This is a genomic window from Candidatus Palauibacter sp., from assembly GCF_965261555.1.
In the GTDB taxonomy this organism is placed as follows: domain Bacteria; phylum Gemmatimonadota; class Gemmatimonadetes; order Palauibacterales; family Palauibacteraceae; genus Palauibacter.
This window is the reverse complement of sequence record NZ_OZ253465.1, coordinates 1,678,669-1,699,272: the sequence shown is the minus strand read 5'-3', so window position 1 is coordinate 1,699,272 and position 20,604 is coordinate 1,678,669. Positions and strand designations below refer to the sequence as shown.

Sequence of the window (20,604 nt, the reverse complement as noted above, 5' to 3'; positions counted from 1 at the left end):
CACCCATGGCAAAGAAGCAGCCCAAGAAGGTGGAGGCCCTGCGGCACCGAGAGGCCGCCCGCAAGCACATCCCCACGGCCGAATACCGCGCGGTGCTGGCGGATCAAGACCGCAGTCCCGTCCGAGTCGCGTACGAGCGCCGAAATCGCGACCTCGACCCGCAGCTCGTTTGGCGCGGGAAGGATCGGCAGGACGAGCAGGACCTGACCGTCCAGGCCCCGCCCCTCTACATCCAGGATAAGGTCCAACCCAAAGTTCTCATCGACGATCTGGCCCGGCACTCCAAGGCGGCGGCCCCGCCCGACGAAGTCATCGATCTCTTCGCCGACTTCAACGGTCTGCCCGACGATGCGACCGAGACGGAGTTCTACGAGCACGACGCCAACTGGTCCAACCGCATGATCCTGGGAGACAGCCTCCAGGTGATGGCCTCGCTCGCCGAGCGCGAGGACCTGCGCGGGAAGGTCCAGTGCGTCTATCTCGACCCGCCGTACGGGATCAAGTTCAACTCCAACTTCCAGTGGTCCACTACCAGCCGTACCGTCACGGACGGCAAAGCGGCACACATCACGCGCGAACCGGAGCAGGTTAAGGCGTTTCGCGACACTTGGCGCGATGGCATCCACTCATATCTAAGTTACCTCCGTGACCGCCTCGCCGTGGCCCGCGACCTCTTGGCGGAAAGCGGCTCGGTCTTCGTCCAGATCGGAGACGAGAACGTCCATCGCGTGAGGGCAGTGATGGACGAGGTGTTCGGGGAAGACAATTTCGTCAGTCAGATCAGCGTCGCTAAGACCACAGGAATGTCCGGTGACTCTCTTTCGTCCGTCGTTGATTACCTGCTGTGGTATGCCAGATCACGTGAGTGCATCAAGTATCGAAATCTGTTTTCTGCGAAGCAAGCCGGAGGAAAGGGTGCGACCGCATACAACAGAATAGTCTTTCGGGATGGTACGATGCGACCGGCGACGCGCGAAGAACTCGCGGACACCTCGCTAATTCCGGATGATGGTGTGCTCTGTACAACTGGCGATATCACTAGCAACCGGCCTCCAGGACCAGCAGATCTTCAAGCATTTCGCTTTCATGGAAAAACCTTTAGCCCTGGCAAGCGCACTTTCGGTTCGAATGAGACGGGAATGAACCGTGTAGCCGCCGCCGGTCGAATAGTCGAAACAAGATCTGGTCGATTGGCTTATCGAAGATCCCTTAGCGATTTTCCGTCCACGCCGATTACGAACATGTGGACCGACACGGTTGGTCAGAACCAGTTTGGCGGAAGCAAGACATACGTCGTGCAAACTGCGCTGCCGGTAGTTCAACGCTGCATCCTGATGACCACGGACCCAGGTGACCTAATCCTTGACCCGACCTGCGGGTCAGGCACCACTGCCTACGTCGCGGAACAGTGGGGCCGACGCTGGATTACGATCGATACGTCCCGGGTGGCTCTCGCCTTGGCGCGTGCTCGCGTCATGGCTGCCCGCTATCCTTACTACCTGCTCGCCGATAGCCCTGAGGGCCAGTGCAAGGAAGCTGAAGTCGCGCGCAAGGCACCGTCCGAACAAGCCACCTACGGTAGGATCCGACAGGGTTTCGTCTACGAACGTGTTCCACACATCACTTTGAAGCAAATCGCAAACAACGCCGAAATCGACGTCATCCGGGAGCAGTACCAGAAGTCACTTGAACCCCTTCGCGAGAAGCTGAACGCCCTGGTCGGCACCGAGTGGGAAGAATGGGAGATTCCCCGCCGCTCGGAGGACTCTTGGGATCCCAAGACCCAAAAGATCCACGCCGAGTGGTGGGAGACCCGCATCGCCCGGCAGGAGGAGATCGACGCTTCCATCGCGGCGAACGCGCCATTCGAGTACCTGTACGACAAACCATACGAGGACAAGAAGATCGTGCGCGTGGCCGGCCCGTTCACGGTCGAGAGCCTGTCGCCGCATCGCGTGCTTGGAGTGGGCGCGGAGGATCAGCTACTCGACCTGGCGGCGGAGAGACCGCCGTCCGACTACGGCGAACGGCAGGACTTCGCGAGCATGATTCTCGACCAACTGCGCACGGCAGGTGTTCAGCAGGCTCACAAGGAAGATCGGATCGACTTCACGTCAGTGACCGGATGGCCCGGGGACTACGTGTGCGCGCTAGGACAGTACATGAAGTCGGGTCGCGCTCGGCGGGCGGGCATTTTGATCGGGCCCGAGTTCGGGACGGTGTCACGTCCCGATTTGGTGGCGGCGGCGAAGGAGGCCGCGGAGGCCGGCTTCGACTCCGTGATCGCCTGCGCGTTCAACTACGACGCGCGCTCTGCGGATTTCGTGAAGGTCGGCCGCGTGCCCATCCTCAAGGCCCGCATGAACGCCGACCTCCACATGGCCGACGAGCTCAAGAACACGGGTGCGGGCAACCTGTTCGTGATCTTCGGCGAGCCTGACATCGACATTCAAAGCGCGGACGACGGGCGGATTCAGGTGGAGATCAAGGGCGTCGATGTCTTCGACCCCGGTATCGGCGAGGTTCGCTCCGACGACACCGACGGCATCGCCTGCTGGTTCATCGACACGGACTACAACGAAGAGAGCTTCTTCGTCCGCCACGCATACTTCTTAGGCGCGAACGACCCTTACAAGGCCCTCAAGACCACGCTGAAAGCGGAGGTCGACCCGGACGCGTGGGCCACGCTGCACAGCAACGTCTCCCGCCCGTTCCCCAAGCCCGAATCCGGCCGAATCGCCGTCAAGGTGATCAACCACCTCGGCGACGAAGTCATGAAGGTCTTCCGTGTATGAGCCTGTTCGTCTGAGCGCCGGAACGATCCGAACTGAACATCGATACCTACGGTTGCCCCGGTCTCCTGGAGACCTTTCCGCTGGGGCCAATCGAGGACGTGTGTCTTGGCAGCAAGAGCGGGGGTATCAGCTGGAGTACCGGGAGTTGCTCGTCGAGTTTGCGCTGGGCGGCATTGTAGCCTAGGGTCGCGGCTCGGGAAGTCGAATCCTCGGGGTTGACCATGGGCCGTACTAACGATTGGCTTAAGACGTCGGCCCTCGGCCTCGGCGCGGCGGGACGCCGAGCGTCCCTCGCCACAACTAGATCCGAACGATTCAGACGTACCGTCTGCCTTCGTTACCGTCATCGTGCTGCGCCACAGAAACAACACGGCGGGCGCGGCGGACCTCATCCAGTCATGGTACAATCAGGGCTACTAGCACGCCAACCACGACTCCAACTACGACGCCAACCACTATGTTGCCGATGACACGTAGGGATGCGTGCGCCTTCTCGACCGCATGGATGCGCGTACTGAGTCCCTCCTCGACCTCTTTGATCTTCGTCGACAGACTTGCGAAGGACTGCAACTTACCGGCTATACGCGTCGGCAGTTCCGTATCGATGCCTGTATGGACCTGGCCGTCCTTCTTGGAGCTAGTCTTCCGGTCAAGGCTGGCGTACCAGATGAGAAAGATCTTCTTCCCCTGCCTGAGGTGGACAGAAACCGGCCCGGCGTTGAAGACGGCGAAGGTCAGCTGGCCGCGATAGCCCGGGTCGACATGGAACCCTGAGACGTTGATCAGGCCGCGGAATTTGGTCGTCGCCCGGATTGAAATGAAGGCGAGAGCATCGTCCGGAACCGTGACGATTTCCTCGGTCAGCAGGAACGCGAACTGACCGGGTGGGATAGCGAAGGCCTCCCCCGGATCGAGTTGGCGAACCGTGACCGTTTGTGGGTCTACGGCTTGATCGCTGGGCGACACATACACTTCGGATCCAACTGACAGGGTGTAGGCCGCACAGTCCACATTATCCGGCACGAAGGGTTCGATCAACCCGTTCAGCCGCTCCCTCAACGTTTCGCCGCTCCAGAAGGTCGCTTTAGGTGTGGTCATGGCGTATTCTCTTTGTTCCTAGAGTCTTCGTTGTCGGTCGGGAACCTCTGTGAGCTTCAAACGCTAACATGTGAAGCTCTCGGCAGATGAAGAGGTACGACGTGCGCACTACTATGTTGGAGAAGGGGCAGCGGCAATGATCATCGTTGGACACGGAGTTGATCTTGTTGACGTTGCCGAGTTGCGATGTTGGATCGAGGATCGGCGCGATCCGCTGATCCCGCGCTGCTTCGTTCAGGAAGAAATCGACGAGGTGGGGGATGGGCCGGGCCGAGTTGAACGGCTGGCGGGCAGGTTTGCCGCGAAGGAAGCTGTCCTGAAAGCTATGGGAACAGGGTTCGGGGCTGGCATCGGGTTCGCAGACGTTATCATCTACCGTGCCCGGGGCGGGCCGCCACAGGTCCGCCTCACCGGGGGTGCTAAGAAAGCTGCAACCGAACGGGGCATCACAGCATGGCAGTTGAGCATCAGCCACACCCGTGCGATGGCCATGGCAAGCGCTGTCGCGATTCGCGGCGTGCGTCATGATGATCGCTCCGAGCGCGACTGATTGATCCCGGAGGGGCCGAGGTAGTCAATACGTCGCTGATCGAGATCAACGGCGATGCGACCGCCACGGGCGGCAACAACGGCCCGCCATACCTTGAAGCCTTGCAGGATCGCATCTTCCCACTCCCCCGTCGTACACTGCTTCACCTCCAGATGTGAGGTCATGTCTTTCACCGTACGCAGGAGCTGGAAGTCGAGTGCTCCGACACCCTCAAGCATCCGGTGGCGCGTCGCATACACGAAGATCAGTGCCGCGATGCCTTCCTCAATCACTGCAGCGCGCCCGCCGTCCTCGACTTCATCTACCACAGGGCGACTCTTACGCTTCCGCCGCAGCAACCTCCGCGTGATCGGCGACCATCCGAGCACTGCTGCATACGCGAAGTGAAACACATCGTGGAACCGGTAGCCATCCGGGTCATAGGCGTTGTCGGTCAGCTCCGAACCAAACGGTTTGCCGTTGATCAACACCCGCACCCTGTTGCGGTCGTCGTCTCCATCATCCATCAATTCAACCTCGAAGTGCCTCGGCAACCGCTCCCCCTCCGGCAATTTCGCATCGAAGCAGAGTGGCTCCGGCCGGGACTTACCCCAGCGCCCCTCCACCTTCAACAGATTCGCCGCCGCAATCTCGCTGAGCGCTAGCTTGCACTTGCTTGCGACGTTGGCGATATACCACAGGAGATCGCCGAGCTCCTCCGAGACGCGGTCCTCGAAGAACCCGTGCGCCTCACCGTCGCGCAACTGCTTCTTGTACTCACTGAGGAGCTCCCCCGCTTCACCAGCCAGCCCTAGCATCGGAATCATCAAGGCACGTCCATCGTCCCCTCCCTCTGACAGGGGGATTCGATCCGTCCGCATGGCCTCCCTTTGGTAGTGATCAAAGTCCATCGCTTTCCCCCTCTTGTGTCGCTGTTCGGTTCTTCCGCGACGTTTCGGGTTCCCTCAACCGCCCGTCCGCACCCCTCCGCATTTCCTCATTCAATTTCCATTTTGGTGGATAGAATAGGTCAATCGGTGTCTGAGTGGGTCTAAATCTCTGTTTGATCCGAGTGCGACCAGTCAACCCTACAATCTCCGGATGCGCCACGCGCGCATATTTATCAACTTCGCAAAACAGATTCTGGCAGTCGATCAGTTGCAATCTCCGGCCCCAAAGCGTGCGAAAACCGAGCCCGAGCCGTTCGAATTCTTGCTCCTGGAGATCTACTACTAATCGGATAAGTTCCGGTTCGTTGAGGCCGCCCGGATCAGTAAAGCACTTCCGTAGTCCATCACGAGCGCCGGGACCCGCAACGACGAATTCCATCTCGCTATAATCGGTCACTTCGCTATAGTTGATATCGGTGATGAACTGGTAGGCGAGGAAATCTCCGATGGTCGGATACGCGCGCAGTTTCTCAAAGCCCTCCTGCATCGTTTTTGTCTCCGCCAATCGTTCAGGAAGCTTATCCGCCATCATGCATTCGAGCAGAAGAAGATGGTTCTGATGCTTGGCTGGCCGACCGAACGCGCTGCCTCCCGGGGGCATGATGTAAGCAGCCGAATAGATGCGCTGTCCCTTTCGCATTGCCCGCCCTAGCACCTCATCGTAGTGTTTAAAGCAGTAATCGTCGACAGTGATCGCACCGAACTCGCGTTCTAGCAACTCCCAGGTCGCAATCTTGTTGAACAGCTTAAACAGCAGGATGCGAAAACACACTTCGCGCGGCGAGTCTGGCAGGTCGTTTCGATAGATGACGTGCCGGATAAGGTATTGGCTCACGCGATCCGAGGCCCGATAGGCGTTGGTGAACTTGTATGTTGTGAGAATTGAGTTATCGCTCCACGGTCGCTGCTCACCGCGGGCGCGTCGAAAGAAGATCTCTTGCCGTTCGGCAGCCAAGCGCCAATAGCTCTCATACGCTTCGGAGACGCGGGCTGGCGCTAGATGGCGCAACACTGTTGGGGTTGACGCAGTTGCTGGGCACGCTCTCGCGGCGGTAGCCGTATCGGCCTCGGACTGGCGTGATGGGCCACAAGAACACTTCGCGGGACGCCTGGAGCGTGCCTGCTTGCTCACGATGCCGCGCGACACTCGGACCGCCGTTGCGATGCGGGCGCCGATGCCCCATCGGAATTCGAGACAACACTTCGCGCGACCGTCGCAAGCGACTGTAGGGCGGGATCACTCTTGGTGATCCGCTCGAGCTTCGCGATGCCGACCATAACGGTGAGTCGTACTAATGGCAGATTCATTTGATTGGCCATAAACGCCGCGAGCTGGGCGAGGCCAAGGTAGTTGCCGTAAGCTTTGTCGAATACCTGTTGCGTAGCATAAAATGCGTTGGCGGCGAGGCCGCCCGCGGTCGGTGCGAAGCTAACCTGCTGTAGGCAGGGGAACCCTAGTTGCGCGCTGGCGACATGGTCGCGGGCAGGGTCGAATGTAGTTGCCTGCAGCATCGAACGCCGGACACCGTGTCGAGAAGCGTGCTGTGACAGGATCCACTCCAATTGATTGCCATCGCACGGCCCGCGACCGTACCTGATCAAGCGCTGGAAGTACATGCCACGATTGTTGGCCCTCTTGTTGATGGCCTGCCACCGCGGGAAGGTCTGCAGATAAAGTTCAAAGAGGCGGGCGCGGTCACCCTGCGACAACTGCCAGACCTGCTGCGGAAAGATCGTGAAGGCGACATCGTCGACGCTGAGGCAGCCCTTTTGTTCGAGGAGTTGATCGAGAGCTCGACGCACCGCCGAATCTTCGCGAGGCATACCGTTGTCGTCGAAACCGGTTATGCTCAACACCAACGGCGAAACCTCCGTACCGGCCCGGTCGAGAAGGTGGAGGACGAGGCGCGACCAAGCCCTTGAGAGATTGGCATCGTCGATCATGAGGGGCTCGGGCACAGGGGGCACGTCGAACTTACTCATCCGCGATGCCGCTCAGATGGCGGTATCGAGCGAGGCCAACATAGGCGTCCGGCGCAACGCGAACGAAGGTTGCCCAAGAATCACTGGCGGCGCTCACTCGAGCGATCCCGGGGCTCACCGCTCGGAACAGGGAGCCGTTCACGAGGGTGCGCTGATACTCGAGGCTATCGCCGGTCGTTACCGTGCCGGGCGGCAAACACAGGAGCATGTTGACTTCCACATCGAGAGTCTGTCCGACTCGATGGCGATCCACAACGATCAATGGTTCCGACACTGAGTCACCAAGGATATCGCGGCGGAGGGCTTTCGGTGTGGTGCGCTTGAGCGCTGCGGCGCGGGACGCGGAGACCATGTTCACGGCCGCAGAGAGATGCGTGACGAGTGTCTCGTAGCCGACTTCAAAATGGCAAGCAATGGTGAACATTTGTACTGCCGTCGCCGTCGCAGGCTCCCACCCTCGTGTGGCGAAGGCTCGGCGCAAACCCAGCGTCGGCAGCAGTATGAAACCAGCGAAGGCGTCAGCCATAAACTCCTTGGGGTCTTCCCATGGATGCTGCTTGGCGTCGTCACGCAGCTCGTCGATGGACGAACCGTGACCAAAGACGTGATGGCCGAGTTCGTGAGCGCAGTTAAAGACGCGACGCGGTAGCGGGCGGCAGGCCGAAAGGTGAATGCGTGGCGGCACACCGCGTTGGTACATGCCCTCCATGTTGATGCTGTTGAACCGTACCGTGATACCGAGTGTCTCGCAAAGTCCATAAATGCAGATAGGACTATGTTGGTCAAGACTGGCTCTCGCTCGCGTGGCGATCGCCGCCCGCATAGCCTGGGTGGCAAGCACACGACGATTCGACCTGCGTTTAGTGCTGTGAACTACGCTTGTCACCCGTCGCCTCCCTCGGGGACCGGAGAGGAGTCACCCCGCATGGCTGCGAGCAGTTTGAGTAACCGGCTGAGGTCATCTGGCTTGAGCTTCGTGAGTTCGCGGGCGGCAAGTTCGAGTCGGGAGTCGTGCGGATCGAGCGTATCAGGCGCCTCGCCGAGCAACCAAACGACATCTACGTCGTAAATCTCGGCAAGGCGGGCGATTTCGGTAGCGGAGACCCGGCGGTTGCCTGATTCCATTCCCGAGATGGAGGGCCGATGCATGCCGAGGAGTCTGGCAACATGGCCTTGTGAGATGCCGGCCAGTTTCCGCGCCTCCTTAAGGCGCTCTGCGATAAGGGCGTGCTTGGCCGCTTCGATCTCGGTCATTCCGCACCCTCTTTCTTGGCCTGCTTCCTCAACCACTCGGACACGAATGCCGCGATCTCGTCGATGGAGCGCGGCAGTTTGGTTGTCTCGTCCACGAAGATGTTCACGTCATTCGGGATCGGCGCACCGATCTCGCTTGAAAGAATCGTGGTCGCAACGGGCCATATCTTGCTATCGAATCCTGGGACGTTGCCGACCGGCTTGGTGGCACCCGTGAGCTGCGGGCAATCAAGGCCGCTATGGGCCTGAATCTGGCCGATCACGGCGATCAGCTTTGTTGTTAGCGTGACGGGATTCATCAGCACCTCCTTGACCTTACCTCCGGTAATAAAATCGTACCACCACTCGTTGTCAAGCGCCGCGAGTTTGTCCTCGATTTCGAACGGCGTCGGTTCCGTGGCGGTACGGAATCCGCTCTCGGCCGATAATGGGCACCGACGGCTCCCTGGGCCGTCCTACGCCGTCAGAGCTGGCGCGTTGCCGCGCGGATCGTACGACCCGGTGCCGTGAGTCGGAGGGCTGGTCGGAAGGCAAGCGCGTGGGACGACGCCCGAGGCCGGTCGAACCGTTGGAAGGACCTATGGGCACATGACGGCGTCACGTCACCAAGAAGAATCGAAATGACCTGAGCGGACTTCCTACGGCCGTTCTTTTGAGATGTCCGAGAGATCTGCGTTTCCTGAGCTCGGGAGCAGGACCCGAATCACGTCATCTCGTTCGAGTCGGGTATTGCTGGGCCCTAGATCCCTTCGCAGATGCCAGATGAAGTCACCAAGTAGACTCTCGCGCGTCTCCATGTTGTCGGGGATCGTGGTTCCGGTTGGGAGATTCTCATAAAGTGATGCGGCGAACATCAGTCTGCTGAAAGAACGCACGAGATCATCGGAGGCGACGATCGCGAACTCGAACAACGCGAGATGGTAATCGGGCGAGTTCGCCGAACCTGCCGCTTGGACTGGATCGCGCCCAGCCCGGGAGGCCGCGAGAGCTGCTGCCCAGGGCTTAAGGAGTGCTTTGTAGAGTGGCGTGCGAGCCTCGCGTAGCGCTTGCATCTCGTCCCGGCGCCGCTGTGCTCGCCGATCCAAGATCCGGCTAATGAGGGTACCGATGCCGCCCCCGCCTAAGGCACCAACGATGATGTCGATCCAGTCCATGCTCCCGTTCCTCCTCCTCTTGTCGGCCTGCTACATTCGGAATCCGAGGCCCCGTCGTCCCCAAGTGCTTGCAGTCGACGATCGAACCATGTGCTGCGATCCGACCGACTTGCGCACCAGCCGCACGAGCGACGCAACTTCAACAATTGTTCACGGCACCAGGGGCTGGAGGCGGCCGAACTCGTATTCGGCGGGCGGCTCGGCGCCGAGGAGGTGGCGGACGAAGTAGTCCCAGCGGCGGCGCATCATGTAGGGCTCGTTGCCGAAGCCGTGGCCGCGGTTCGGGAAGAGGAGGAGGTCGAAGTCCTTGTTCGCGGCGATGAGGGCGTCGACGACGAGCATCGTGTTCGAGTGCGGGACGTTCGTGTCCATCGTGCCGTGCGCGATGAGGAGCTTGCCCTTGAGGTTCTCCGCCACGAGCGGGTTCGCCTGGTTGTCGTAGTTCGTGGCGCCGTCGGCGTACGCCTCGAGCAGCCCCTGGTACTTCTCTCCCCAGTCATCCTCGTAGTTGCGGTTGTCGTGGTTCCCCGCCTGGGAGACGGCGACCTTGTAGAAGTCGGGGTAGCGCAGGATCCCGGAGGTGGAGGCGAAGCCGCCGCCGGAGTGGCCGTAGATCCCGACCCGGTCGATGTCGATCCAGGGGTGGCGCTCGGCGAGTTGGCGGATGCCGGCGATCTGATCCGGGAGCCCGTTGTCGCCCATGTTCCCGTAATACGCGTCCTGGAACGTCTTCGAGCGCCGCGGCGTCCCCATCGCGTCGAGTTCGATGACGACGAACCCGAGTTCGGCGAGGGACTGCAGGTCGCGGTGGGCGGCGCGGAAGTTTCGGCTCCCCACGCTCCCGCTCTGCGGTCCCGGATACAGGTAGTTGATCACGGGATACCTCGCGCCCGGATCGAAGTTGGAGGGCCGGAACATCAGCCCGTACAGATCGGTCTCCCCGTCCCGGGCCTTCACCGTGAAGGGGATCGGCGGCCGCCAGCCGGCGCGCTCCAGGCGCGAGATGTCGGCCCGTTCGGCCGTCTGCACCACGTCGCCGTCCATGTCCCGGACGACGGTCACGGGCGGGATCGTCGGCGTGGAGTACTGATCGACGAACGTCTCCCCGTCCGGCGCGAGCCAGACCACGTGGTTCGCGCTGTCGGGCGTGAGCAGCGCGACATCGCCGCCGTCGAGACCGGCGCGGTACAGGTACATGAAGTAGGGATCGCCGGGCTCGCGCCCGTTCCCCATGAAGAGGACCTCGCGTGCGTCCGCGTCGACCGCCACCACGTCCTCCACCTGCCATGCGCCCGACGTCACCTGCCGCTTCAGTTCCCCGGTCTCCGCGCCGTAGAGGTAGAGGTGTCCCCAGTCGTCGCGCTGCGAGTACCAGAGGATCTCGTCGGAGGCGGAGAGATATCGCCAGTTCGCGTGGGACTCGAAGAACGTCTCCACGACCTCCTCGAACAGGTCGCGGACCTCGCCCGTCCCCGCGTCGGCGATGCGGACCTGCGCCCGCTTGTGATCGCGCGAACTGGAGACGAAAACGAACCGGGAGCCGTCGGCGCTCCATTCCACGTCGGAAAATGTCCCGCCGCACGCGATGTGGTCGCACACCGTGGACCGGTGCTGGTCCGCGGGCATGTCCAGGCGGACGACGCGGCTCTCCGCCGGGGCCTCCGTGTCGATCACGACCCGATGGATCCGGAAGATGACGGAGTCCTCCGGGAGCGGGTAGCGCCACGCCTCGAGTTCGGGGTGCCCGACCTCGGTCGTGACCATGTACATCATCCCCACCCCGCGGGCGTCATGCTGGAAGGTCGCGATGCGGCGCGAGTCGGGAGACCACTTGAGGACGGGGCGGTCGCTCTTCACCCAGCCCGCGTTGTTCGTCGCGTAGCCGAAGTCCTCGATCCCGTCCTCCGTGAGTCGGGTCTCCTCCCCCGTGTCCAGGTCACGGAGCCACAGGTTGTGGTCGCGGATGAAGGCCGCCTTCGTCTCGTCCGGCGAAACGATCTCGAAGCGGCGAGCCGGCGTGGCGTCCGGCGACGGGACCGCCTCGCAGCGGTCGGCGTCGAGCCCGCAGGCGTACGTCTCCCCTTCGACCTCGGCCTCGAAGCGGACCGACCCGGCCTCGAGCGCGAGATCTCCCCATGGGAGCGCGAAGGCGGTGTGTTCTTCGCCGCTCGCCGCCGAGAGCGCGGCGGCCATGCGCGCGTGGTCGAAAGCGCGCTCCCGCGTGCCCGCGGCCGGATCGATGACGACATACTCGGTGCCGCCCTCGAACCGGTTCCGATACCAGAACCGTCCATCCTCCAGCCACACAGGGATGACGGAAGCCCCGAGCACGAGCGGGTTCGTGTGGCTCGCGAGCCGCCCCTCCGCCCGCTCGTAGTCCGCCGCCGTCAGCGCGGCGGGCGCGTCCTGACCTGAAACCGGGGAGGCGGCTGCCGAGAGGACGGCCGACAGCAAGAAGGCGGACAAGGCCGGGGCACGACCCGCTGAAGGGAAGCGATGGTCATCGCGGAAGCGACAGTGAATTTTCGACGTTCGGAGCATGGACCAGCCTGGAGTTTATTCTCGTTTCGTGAGTCGCGTGACGAATCTGTCGCCACACTTGATCAGTCTCACAGCCTCACGCTTGCCACGACACTCAATCAGATTTCCGGGTTTTTTGAGCCGTGATCTCTCCAACTTCGGTACGGATCCGACCGCGGCAATGGGACGAAACTCGAAGTCTCGCTCGGACGGAACCACGTCCTCTGCGATGGCTGCACCGTCCCGAAGCTGCCTGACTACTTTCGAGGCGTTCAGCGCTCCCTTCTTACACTCAAGGGGCGCAACCCAGTTGCTGTTCTTGTAATTCTCCGCAACCAGGAGGAAATCGCATCGACCGCCGCCGGGGCGGGAAGGCGCCTCAGGTTTGTCGAAATCCAATACGAGTCGACGGACGGGGGCGTCCCGAAGGGAAATCCGGCAACCCGCCTTCACAAGACGGCCGTGAATCACGCACGCCGGATCGATCCGCTGTTGCACCGCACGCACGATCCCCTCAGCCACCGTTGTTCGCGAGACCCGCCAAGTCGGCCCACCTGTTGTGGACTTCCATCGCTACCTGCTCGTAGCCCGCTTCAAAGAGCCCGGCATCGCCCATCTCGATCTCCGTGACGCTCGCTCCGTCCTTTTCTTCCGGCGGATGAAACCGCCACACTCCCACTCGATCCGGGTGCAAGGCGGGTTCACGGCGGTCGTCCACCTGTGACAGGCGAATCAGATTGGCCAGCTCCTCCAGGACCCACTCGCTGTGAGTAGTGATCACGATGCGGACCCCGGCCTCCACCAGCTCCGCGAGGCGGCGCGTGACTTCCACCTGCATCGCTGGATGCAAGTGAGCCTCGGGCTCCTCGATGATCAGCACATCTCCAAGACGCACCAGGTGGCGCAGATAGAGAACGATCGGCGCCAGCTCCGACACCATGGACGACGCCTGTGTCAGAGGCAGATCGCGCCGCCAACCGGCCGGACGGTAGAGAAACTCCGGATAGTTCGCCGCAGTCGAATCCGTGCGGACCGCTCCTCGCAGGACCGCCTGCTCGAAGCGCTCGGCGAGCGGCTGGATCGTTTCCGATGGCCGGACCGCGGCTGCGGGAAAGAGCGCCTGCGGACGGCCCAGCGTGAGCAGCTGATCCAGGAAGTCGGCGAGCACGCCGGGCAACAGCGGCAGGTCATCCGTGGGCCTCAGTCCCGCACTCCCGGCGCTGCGAATCAGCGAACTGACAACCACTCGATGGCTGTGCATCACGCCCGTCCGGTCGGCCGGGAGATAGTAGGCCGACCGCTGAAACGGATGCAGGAGCGATTGGCGGACGCGTACGGTCAGCAAGCGGAGCAGCCGATCCAGATCCCGGTCCGCACCGGGTTCCGATACCATACCCAAACTCAGGAGAGGATTCTGCATCTCTTTGAGGACGGACTCGAGGCTGTCGGGCGTGCAGTCTCCGAAGACCGATGGTTGGCCACCGATCCGCCCGGAAAGGCTGATGTCGTCGCTGTGGCTGTTGAATCGGTAGTCCAGGTTGCCCGAACTGCTCGGGCGCGGGATCCGAAGAGATACGCGCGTGGCGGCCCGCTGCCCGTGACGGACCAGGCGCTCAAGGGAATCCACTCCGAAACACCATCGCACTTTGTCGGCCAAGCCCTGGGCCAGGCCCAAGGGCTGCTCGATGGAGCGCCGGACCGCCGATTCAAGGGAGCTCGGGAAGGGAGCCGCCCCCTCCTCGGCCTCGGCACGCGACAACCAATCGCGCAGGTCTCTGGAGGTAGCCTCGTCGAGATCCGTTCCCCCCCAGATCAACCGCGTGAAGAGGTCCCTGCCAACTGGCGACGCGGGAAAGCGCTCGCTGAACGAACGGTGCAGAGCGTACAGTAGCGTCGCGAGGTAGGACTTTCCCGTGTTGCTGGGTCCAACGAACACGGTAAGCGGGCGCAGATCGACCGCAGCTTCGGCGAGGGGGCCGAGGTTGCTCGCCTCCAGGCGGAAGTCCCCCGGTGTGCTGGGTAGCGGGTCCTCGTTCATCTGCCTGCAGCCAAGCTGTTCATGCCGATCAACATACGCTCTCCTAACCTCGATTCGAGCGAGACGAACGTAACCGACCGCCCCATGGCCCCCAAGCGCCGCTGCTCACCGGACGTATCCTACGTTGGCCCGATGGCGGACACCCATGCCCAACTGGAGGCGGCCTCCCGGCCGAGATCTTCGAGATCGAAGCCTTCGGGGACTCTGTCTCCCACGTCGGACTTCGTTATGAAGCGCGTCACGGGTGAAGCCGCGATCCCTCGGTCCCGCAGCGCATCGATGACCCGCACGCCGAACCGGTTCCTGACGGCCGGGTCGATCTGGCCCACCTCTCCCTCGTACACGGACCAGATATCCACGACCTCATCGCCATACCACGACTCGCGTCCCCGAATCCAGATGTCCGTGAACGTGACCTCCGGGAACGTCTCCCGCACCATCCGCTGGAGCAGCTCCCTGATTTCGGGCAGGTTGTCCTTGGTAATCGTGGCGATCATCGTCCGACCTCCTCCCTGAGAGTCCCTCACCGCCCCAACTCTGCGTCGGACTCTCAACGTGCCCTCAACCGCCGTGTCCGACCAGTTTCGTAGGCGACGACGGTCTACATGTCCCATTCGGGGGTCGGAGGCAAATTGTTCGGTGGTGCGCCAAGCGGGTAGATTTTAGTAACGGCCTTCAGGGAATCGACCTCGGGCTGGCCGTGAATGAACCGGGGGGAGACTGCGAGGGGGGCATGTCATGACGGATCCGTTGCGCGCAGAGCTTCTGCGCGTGGCCAAACGCATGGTCTGGTTCAAGCCGCCGGAAGAGACGCTGCGCGACCCGGTGTTCTTCCTCAACCACGTCATGACGTGGGGCACGGTCGAGGACATCCGGGTGGCCCGGGTCCATTACGACGACGATGATTTCAGGAAGGCCCTGAGGCAGGCCCACCCCGGCGTGTTCGACGCGCGCTCGTGGGCCTATTGGCATGTGGTGCTGGAGATGGATCCCGCCCCCCCGCTACCCGAGCGCCGCCTGCCCGAATCGGGGCACACGCTCGGTGCGAGCGGGACCGATGGTGCCATCCGTCGCTACCAGGAGCTTGCCCGGCGCAGGAAGCGGACGGATGGAAGCGTCGTGGATGCGTTCCTCGCGGAGCGCCGTAGAGAGGCTGCCGAGGAGTGAGGCTCCGTCAAGGCGTAGCGGACGCGTCAACCTCGCCGCGGAGGGCGTCGATGCGGCGGGCGACGCCTTCCTCGTAGCCGGACTCCTCGAAACCCTCGCGCTTGAACTGGATCGTTCCGGCCTGATCCAGATAGAACGTCGTCGGATAGCCGAGGATCTCGTAGTCCAGGGCGAGCCCCTGCTCGTCGAACAGGACGGGGAACGTGAAGCCGCCGTCCTCGATCTGCTGCGCCACCTGCTCGCGGGGAGATCCCGCGGTTGCGACGGTGAGGAACACGACATCGTCGTCGTCTTCGTAGATCTTCAGGAGTTCGACGAAGTGCGGGAACTCCTCGAGGCACGGGCCGCACCACGTCGCCCAGAACTTGAGCACGACGATCTTCCCCTCGAGGTCGCCCAGCCGCCATTCGGTTCCGTCCTGATCGGCGAGCGCGAACTGCGGCGCTTCGCGGTCGATGCGCCGGCCGAGTTCCCGCCGCTCCATCTCCTCCTCCACGATGGGACGGCGCACGGCGAACCGCTCTTCGACCGTCTCCGGTGAGAGGCCGGCGGCTGCGGCCGCTTCGTCCGCGAGGGGCTCGTACCGGGACCCGCCGAATGCCAGCGCCTCCACGAAGGCGTCCAGTGCCTCGGCCGGCCGGTCCGTACGCAGGAGATGGCGTCCGTACTCTCCCAGCGTGTTGGCATCCCTCGACTCATTCGCCAACTGCTCGAACAGCTCGCCGGCCGCTCCGATCTCCCCGAGTTGCGCGAGCGCGCGGGCTTGGAGGATGCGGGCCACGTCGATATAGTCCTGTCGCGACCGCTCCCGCGCGTCGCCCCTGAGGCCGGGATACAGGTATCCGGGACTGTGGGCTCGCAGGTCTTCCTCGATCGCGAGCGCCGCCTCGAGCACGGCCCGCGGCTCGATCCCGAAGTAGAGCAGGCCGCGGAGCGCCGAGAACACGCCCTTCCTCCAGCGGACCACGTCGATCGAGGCATCGAGCAGCGGCCCGGACACCTCCGGTTCGAGCGGCGCATGCGGCGGTTCCGCCGCGACGGTCGCCGCGCCCCACACGGTCCGGCTGCTCGGCGCATCGCCGGCTATTGAAGCGAGCGCACTCCGCGTCACAACCGTGTGGTTGCGGTCCACCCACGCGCCGCGTCTCCCGAGATCCGGCGACTTCAACCCCTCGGCGACGAGGCGCGACATGTCGACCGTACTATCCGCATACCCCAGCCGGGCCATGTTGAAGTCCGTCGTCAGGTCCCAGTACCGCGGATCGTCCGCCAACACGCCACGGTCGGGCGCCGCCTCGAGGCGCTCCAGCCAGCGGTCCGCGTCCTCTTCCCGCCGGAGAAGTTTGAAGTCGTATCCCGCCGCGAGCCGGTACAGCACCGGAGCCGCGACGTCCGGGTCGCCTTCGGCCTCGGCCGCGAGCGCGTCGAGCGCGGCCCCGACCGAATCCCTCACGACCTGGCCTCGATCGCCTTCCTCCCGTTCGGCGAGGGCGACGCGGAGCGCATCCGCGGCGCCGAGCAGGATCTGGTCATCCGGCCGCATCGCCCGCGCCTCGGCGAGGATCGCTCCGTACGCGTCCAGCTGGCCGAGGTCCTCGGCCGCGTCCTGTGCTTCGTTGTAGATGACGGGCCGGTCCGGCGCGCGGCTTAGCGCCTCGGGGAGGATCCGGAGGATTTCCTCCCCGTATCTCCGATCGGTTTCGAAGATGCCGGCCCAGCGAAGATCGTGGATGTAGCCTTCCCAGGCGGCGGAATCGCCGCGTTCCAATTCGAGCACCCGCTCCCAGGCCCGCGCGGCTTCCGCATGCAGGCTGAAGTAGCTGGCCAGCGTGGCGTACTGCCGGTGTGCATCTGTCTCATCGGGCGCTGCGGCGCGCGCCGAATCATAGCGGGCCATGGCGCGCTCGAACTCGATCGCTCCCATGTCGGCGGCCGCGTCGGCGATCAGTTCCGCGTGCGAACGGGCGTCGCCGCAACCGGTCAGGACCGACAGACCCAACGCCGTGAGGGTCAGGTGCCATCTCATGGATTCACTCCTGTGGCCTTTCGAGACGCCTTGCCCGGCGGTGCCGGGACGGGTCCCGGGAAGCGCTGATCACGTCGGATCGATGCTTGGTGTCACGATCAGGATGAGCACGGGCGCGTCCGCGGATCGGCGAGCCGATCCCAGCACTACCCTCTGGCCGTCGCGCATCGTGACCGATGCTTCGAGAAGAGGTAACGGCACCATGTCCGTGAGGGTCACCGTGGCGCGCACGGTCCCCTGGGTACGGCGCGCACGCACCTCCGCACTGATCGCCAACGGCGTCCGGGAATCGTCCAGGGCGATTCTCTGGCGCCCGCTCCCGGTGACCGTGCCGGGGAAGAAATATGACAGACCGATGTTCAGCACCGAAGTCGACAGAAGCCGGTATCCCTGGAAGTTGAACAGCTTCCTGAGTTCGCTCACGACGTCGCTGATCTCGGGGTCGTTGTCGGTGAAACCGTCGGCCTCTACGAGGTGAAAGACGAGCTGCACGTTCTGGACGGTCTCCGCGGCGTCCTCACGCTCCTGCGCGCCCGCGACTCCAGGAAGCGGGCCGAGGGCCAGCGCCATAATCAGGGCGAATCGGAGACTCTTCCTGCGCATCTTCGCGATCTTGTCGATCATCAGTCGCTCTCCTCAGGACTCAACAGCCATACGACGGCGATGTCGGGGTCGTTCGTGGGAAAGACTACGAACGGCCTGTCGGCCTCCACATCCAACTCGCTCACCATGCTTCGCGGGGGGGACGCTGCGGGGACGCCGACTTCTTCGATGGCGCCTGTGGGCAACAGAAGCAGGGCCGCTACGACCGCAGCCGCCGCGAGCGGACCCGCAGTCCACTTCCACGAGGGTTGCCGGCGCTCGTGGGCCGAGGGGGCCGTCGCGTCATGCACAGGGGTGGCGGGATCAACCATCGGGTCGGGGAGGCGTTCGCTCACCTCGTTCGCCAGCGCCGACAGGACGGCATGCATGTTCCGTCCGTCCCGGGCAATTCGGTCGGCGTCCCGCTGCCTCGCGTCCGAGCGGACGGCTGCCTCGCTGCCATCCTCCGGACGTCTCGGCCTGTCGTCACGCTCAGCCATCGTTCCCCCTGGTCTCCGTCCCCCCGGGTTGCGCCAACATCTCCTTCCGCATCCTGCGCCGCGCGCGAAGGAGGTGGACGCGCAACGTGTTCGGGTTCATCCCCAGCAGCCGCGCCGCCTCCTTCGGTCTCAGCCCCTGCAGGTCCACCAGATCGAAGACCTCCCGCTGCATCATGGGCAACTCCGTCACAAGAGCCCGAATCAGTCGCAGCGTTCGCTTCAGCTCGATCTCATCGAGCGGATCCTCCAACTCGGGCGCCTGCGCCTCGGCGAACCACTCCGCCTTCTCCGTCAACCGCTGCTCCCGCCGCTTCGCCCGCTGGTGATCCAGGCTCGCGTTCCGCGTGATCCGGTAGACCCAACTCGTCACCCGGGAGCGGCCATCGAAGCTCGCGATCGAGTTCAGCGCCTTCATCAGGACGAGCTGCGCGACATCCTCCGCGTCATCCGGATCGCCGGTCATGATCAGGGCCCACCGGCAGACCAGGGGGCGGAGAGCGCCCGCCAGCCTCTCGCGTGCCCCTCGCTCTCCCTTCCCGGCCCGTTCGGCCAGATCCAGGATCTCTCGGTCGGAGAGCATGGCGCCCCCGGTCCCTTCCTCCTTGGGTCGTTTCGAGAAGTGAGACGGCGTTGAAGGTAGGGGCGTTTACCGTGCTGCGGGCGTCACTTCGCCGTCAGCCGCCGGTCTCCACCACTTCGTAGAGGGCCACGGTGGGGATGTCGAGTTCGTTGCGCTGGCTGAGGAGCACCCAGTCGGCACCGATGTCCAAGACGGCCGCGCCGCGAGGGAACGTGAGGCGGCGAAGCCACACGCCGTTCGCATCCAGCAGGTGCAGTTCCTCGCCGGTCGCGTGCCAGCGGAAGGTCTTGACCCACAGGCCGCCGTCCGGCAGGGCGAAGAGGGCCTCGTACGCCGGCAGCCGCTCCGGCAGGTCATCCCGCCAGTCCGGCCAAGTGTCGCGCTCGAAGCGCCGACGGCTCTCGGGGTCGTCGTAGGTGCGCGCCCAGGCTTCGCCGTACCGCTGCACCTGCTCGTCGGTGACGGCGAGGTCGGGGCCGCCCCAGCGGGCGATGCGGGTGACCCGGCCCGTCCAGTCGAGGTGCTCGAGTTCGTAGTCGTCGGCCGTTCCGTACCACACCCCTGTCCCGACGGGCGCATACACCACGTCCTTCCCCCACTGCCGAGGACCGCTGCTCCCAGGCTGAACGAAGATGCGCTCGGCACCCGGGATCCCCGAGCGGAGGGTGGCCACATCCTCGCCCTCGGCCGACATGAGGGCGGTGTTCCACCGATAGAAGTCCCCCTCGGCCAGGTCCTCCTCGTAGCTCGCACCCAGGTCGTCCGGCCACGGCTTGTACACGAGGCGCCCGTCGGGTGCGCAGACGAGGCCGGAGTAAGGGCGTACGCCGACCGCAAGGAGCGAACGCGTCGCGAGTACGTTGCCATCGAGATCCAGCTCGGTGATGCGGTCCAGATTCCAGTCGAAGACCGTGAGCGGCGCCCCGGGACAGCTTCGGAGAAGCCGGAGCCCCTCGTACTCGCCCGGACCCTCGCCCGACCGTCCACTGGTCCAGACGTGGCGCCCGTTCGCGTCGTATCTGCGGAGGTTGCCGCTCTGTTCGTCCGCGACGACGATGCTGCCGTCTTCGAGCCGGACCGCGCCCGTCACGTTGCCGAAGATGTACTCGAGCGGACCGTCGACGATCCCGATCCGCGCCAGCGGCTCCTCCGCCAGCGTCAGGTCCGCATCGCGCGGGGCCGCGCTCTCGACCACCTCCTGGCCGGCGAGCGGCGGCGCTGCGAGAGTCGAGAGGGTCAAGAGGAGTACGCCGCCGCCTGGAAGACCGAAGCTGGTTCGGTGCATGTCGCCCCGCGGGGAGGTGTGGACAGGGAACAGCGATCTCCGACTGGAGACACAGATTCGACCCGAGAGAGTTGCGTCGCGTTTACCTCACCCGCGCTGCGGCTCGGCTCGCGAGCGGAACCAGTCGGCAAGCGCATCCGGCT

Annotated in this window: 20 protein-coding genes; 3 read left to right on the top strand and 17 right to left on the bottom strand. The window is 63.8% G+C overall.

The features are described from left to right. Window positions 1-5: 5 nt before the first annotated feature. Window positions 6-2,795: a site-specific DNA-methyltransferase gene (locus ACQY5G_RS07335; protein ID WP_428278415.1), complete on the top strand. Its 2,790-nt coding sequence runs from the start codon at window positions 6-8 to the stop codon at window positions 2,793-2,795. 396 nt (window positions 2,796-3,191) lie between these two features. On the opposite strand, the gene ACQY5G_RS07330 is transcribed toward ACQY5G_RS07335, so the two are convergent. Then, window positions 3,192-3,893: a dCTP deaminase domain-containing protein gene (locus tag ACQY5G_RS07330; RefSeq protein ID WP_428278413.1), complete on the bottom strand. Its 702-nt coding sequence runs from the start codon at window positions 3,891-3,893 to the stop codon at window positions 3,192-3,194. A gap of 136 nt (window positions 3,894-4,029) precedes the next feature. Here ACQY5G_RS07330 and acpS point away from each other — a divergent pair, with 136 nt between their 5' ends. Further along, window positions 4,030-4,443 carry a holo-ACP synthase gene (gene acpS, locus ACQY5G_RS07325; protein ID WP_428278411.1) on the top strand — a complete coding sequence of 138 codons (414 nt, stop codon included), beginning with the start codon at window positions 4,030-4,032 and terminating at the stop codon, window positions 4,441-4,443. Here the strand turns inward: acpS and ACQY5G_RS07320 are convergent. From ACQY5G_RS07320 to ACQY5G_RS07270, 11 genes are all read right to left on the bottom strand, one after another. Continuing rightward, window positions 4,416-5,333, bottom strand: coding sequence for a nucleoside triphosphate pyrophosphohydrolase family protein (locus tag ACQY5G_RS07320; RefSeq protein WP_428278409.1), 918 nt, complete (start codon window positions 5,331-5,333; stop codon window positions 4,416-4,418). The genes acpS and ACQY5G_RS07320 overlap by 28 nt on opposite strands. After that, complete coding sequence (locus ACQY5G_RS07315) at window positions 5,323-6,327, bottom strand: nucleotide kinase domain-containing protein (RefSeq protein ID WP_428278407.1); 1,005 nt, start codon at window positions 6,325-6,327, stop codon at window positions 5,323-5,325. Before ACQY5G_RS07315 ends, ACQY5G_RS07320 begins: the two co-directional genes overlap by 11 nt. A 173-nt stretch (window positions 6,328-6,500) precedes the next feature. Continuing rightward, window positions 6,501-7,316 carry a thymidylate synthase gene (locus tag ACQY5G_RS07310; protein ID WP_428278406.1) on the bottom strand — a complete coding sequence of 272 codons (816 nt, stop codon included), beginning with the start codon at window positions 7,314-7,316 and terminating at the stop codon, window positions 6,501-6,503. Between the two features lie 31 nt (window positions 7,317-7,347). Then, window positions 7,348-8,055, bottom strand: coding sequence for an ImmA/IrrE family metallo-endopeptidase (locus tag ACQY5G_RS07305; protein ID WP_428278404.1), 708 nt, complete (start codon window positions 8,053-8,055; stop codon window positions 7,348-7,350). Between the two features lie 182 nt (window positions 8,056-8,237). Beyond that, window positions 8,238-8,609, bottom strand: a complete 372-nt coding sequence (locus tag ACQY5G_RS07300; protein ID WP_428278402.1) for a helix-turn-helix domain-containing protein — start codon at window positions 8,607-8,609, stop codon at window positions 8,238-8,240. Further along, window positions 8,606-8,908 carry a hypothetical protein gene (locus ACQY5G_RS07295; RefSeq protein WP_428278400.1) on the bottom strand — a complete coding sequence of 101 codons (303 nt, stop codon included), beginning with the start codon at window positions 8,906-8,908 and terminating at the stop codon, window positions 8,606-8,608. Before ACQY5G_RS07295 ends, ACQY5G_RS07300 begins: the two co-directional genes overlap by 4 nt. A 339-nt stretch (window positions 8,909-9,247) precedes the next feature. Further along, window positions 9,248-9,763 carry a hypothetical protein gene (locus ACQY5G_RS07290; protein WP_428278398.1) on the bottom strand — a complete coding sequence of 172 codons (516 nt, stop codon included), beginning with the start codon at window positions 9,761-9,763 and terminating at the stop codon, window positions 9,248-9,250. 150 nt (window positions 9,764-9,913) lie between these two features. Further along, window positions 9,914-12,229, bottom strand: a complete 2,316-nt coding sequence (locus ACQY5G_RS07285; protein ID WP_428278396.1) for a DPP IV N-terminal domain-containing protein — start codon at window positions 12,227-12,229, stop codon at window positions 9,914-9,916. 90 nt (window positions 12,230-12,319) lie between these two features. Further along, window positions 12,320-12,805, bottom strand: a complete 486-nt coding sequence (locus ACQY5G_RS07280; RefSeq protein WP_428278394.1) for a hypothetical protein — start codon at window positions 12,803-12,805, stop codon at window positions 12,320-12,322. Further along, window positions 12,798-14,321, bottom strand: coding sequence for an AAA family ATPase (locus ACQY5G_RS07275; RefSeq protein WP_428278392.1), 1,524 nt, complete (start codon window positions 14,319-14,321; stop codon window positions 12,798-12,800). Before ACQY5G_RS07275 ends, ACQY5G_RS07280 begins: the two co-directional genes overlap by 8 nt. A 119-nt stretch (window positions 14,322-14,440) precedes the next feature. Beyond that, on the bottom strand, window positions 14,441-14,818 hold the full coding sequence (locus ACQY5G_RS07270; protein ID WP_419860896.1) for a hypothetical protein: 378 nt from the start codon (window positions 14,816-14,818) through the stop codon (window positions 14,441-14,443). Between the two features lie 241 nt (window positions 14,819-15,059). Here ACQY5G_RS07270 and ACQY5G_RS07265 point away from each other — a divergent pair, with 241 nt between their 5' ends. Further along, complete coding sequence (locus ACQY5G_RS07265) at window positions 15,060-15,488, top strand: hypothetical protein (protein WP_428278390.1); 429 nt, start codon at window positions 15,060-15,062, stop codon at window positions 15,486-15,488. 7 nt (window positions 15,489-15,495) lie between these two features. Here ACQY5G_RS07265 and ACQY5G_RS07260 read toward each other — a convergent pair whose 3' ends face one another. The 5 genes from ACQY5G_RS07260 to ACQY5G_RS07240 all read right to left on the bottom strand — a co-directional run bounded on the left by ACQY5G_RS07260 (window position 15,496) and on the right by ACQY5G_RS07240 (window position 20,416). Beyond that, window positions 15,496-17,514, bottom strand: a complete 2,019-nt coding sequence (locus tag ACQY5G_RS07260; RefSeq protein WP_428278388.1) for a redoxin domain-containing protein — start codon at window positions 17,512-17,514, stop codon at window positions 15,496-15,498. A 69-nt stretch (window positions 17,515-17,583) separates the two neighbouring features. After that, window positions 17,584-18,138 carry a hypothetical protein gene (locus ACQY5G_RS07255; protein WP_428278386.1) on the bottom strand — a complete coding sequence of 185 codons (555 nt, stop codon included), beginning with the start codon at window positions 18,136-18,138 and terminating at the stop codon, window positions 17,584-17,586. Next, complete coding sequence (locus ACQY5G_RS07250) at window positions 18,138-18,596, bottom strand: hypothetical protein (protein ID WP_428278384.1); 459 nt, start codon at window positions 18,594-18,596, stop codon at window positions 18,138-18,140. Before ACQY5G_RS07250 ends, ACQY5G_RS07255 begins: the two co-directional genes overlap by 1 nt. After that, window positions 18,589-19,176, bottom strand: a complete 588-nt coding sequence (locus tag ACQY5G_RS07245) for an RNA polymerase sigma factor (RefSeq protein ID WP_428278383.1) — start codon at window positions 19,174-19,176, stop codon at window positions 18,589-18,591. The genes ACQY5G_RS07250 and ACQY5G_RS07245 overlap by 8 nt, the downstream gene beginning before the upstream one ends. Window positions 19,177-19,270: 94 nt before the next feature. Next, complete coding sequence (locus ACQY5G_RS07240) at window positions 19,271-20,416, bottom strand: hypothetical protein (protein WP_428278381.1); 1,146 nt, start codon at window positions 20,414-20,416, stop codon at window positions 19,271-19,273. Between the last annotated feature and the right edge of the window lie 188 nt (window positions 20,417-20,604).

Excerpts from the sequence above, each read along its gene's own strand:
- ACQY5G_RS07255 (WP_428278386.1), bottom strand. The coding sequence starts at position 18,138 with ATGATCGACAAGATCGCGAAGATGCGCAGGAAGAGTCTCCGATTCGCC.
- ACQY5G_RS07290 (WP_428278398.1), bottom strand. The coding sequence starts at position 9,763 with ATGGACTGGATCGACATCATCGTTGGTGCCTTAGGCGGGGGCGGCATC.
- ACQY5G_RS07250 (WP_428278384.1), bottom strand. The coding sequence starts at position 18,596 with ATGGCTGAGCGTGACGACAGGCCGAGACGTCCGGAGGATGGCAGCGAG.
- ACQY5G_RS07300 (WP_428278402.1), bottom strand. The coding sequence starts at position 8,609 with ATGACCGAGATCGAAGCGGCCAAGCACGCCCTTATCGCAGAGCGCCTT.
- ACQY5G_RS07260 (WP_428278388.1), bottom strand. The coding sequence starts at position 17,514 with ATGAGATGGCACCTGACCCTCACGGCGTTGGGTCTGTCGGTCCTGACC.
- ACQY5G_RS07245 (WP_428278383.1), bottom strand. The coding sequence starts at position 19,176 with ATGCTCTCCGACCGAGAGATCCTGGATCTGGCCGAACGGGCCGGGAAG.
- ACQY5G_RS07275 (WP_428278392.1), bottom strand. The coding sequence starts at position 14,321 with ATGAACGAGGACCCGCTACCCAGCACACCGGGGGACTTCCGCCTGGAG.
- ACQY5G_RS07295 (WP_428278400.1), bottom strand. The coding sequence starts at position 8,908 with ATGAATCCCGTCACGCTAACAACAAAGCTGATCGCCGTGATCGGCCAG.
- ACQY5G_RS07310 (WP_428278406.1), bottom strand. The coding sequence starts at position 7,316 with ATGATCGACGATGCCAATCTCTCAAGGGCTTGGTCGCGCCTCGTCCTC.
- ACQY5G_RS07270 (WP_419860896.1), bottom strand. The coding sequence starts at position 14,818 with ATGATCGCCACGATTACCAAGGACAACCTGCCCGAAATCAGGGAGCTG.
- ACQY5G_RS07265 (WP_428278390.1), top strand. The coding sequence starts at position 15,060 with ATGACGGATCCGTTGCGCGCAGAGCTTCTGCGCGTGGCCAAACGCATG.
- ACQY5G_RS07320 (WP_428278409.1), bottom strand. The coding sequence starts at position 5,333 with ATGGACTTTGATCACTACCAAAGGGAGGCCATGCGGACGGATCGAATC.
- ACQY5G_RS07330 (WP_428278413.1), bottom strand. The coding sequence starts at position 3,893 with ATGACCACACCTAAAGCGACCTTCTGGAGCGGCGAAACGTTGAGGGAG.
- acpS (WP_428278411.1), top strand. The coding sequence starts at position 4,030 with ATGATCATCGTTGGACACGGAGTTGATCTTGTTGACGTTGCCGAGTTG.
- ACQY5G_RS07305 (WP_428278404.1), bottom strand. The coding sequence starts at position 8,055 with ATGTACCAACGCGGTGTGCCGCCACGCATTCACCTTTCGGCCTGCCGC.
- ACQY5G_RS07335 (WP_428278415.1), top strand. The coding sequence starts at position 6 with ATGGCAAAGAAGCAGCCCAAGAAGGTGGAGGCCCTGCGGCACCGAGAG.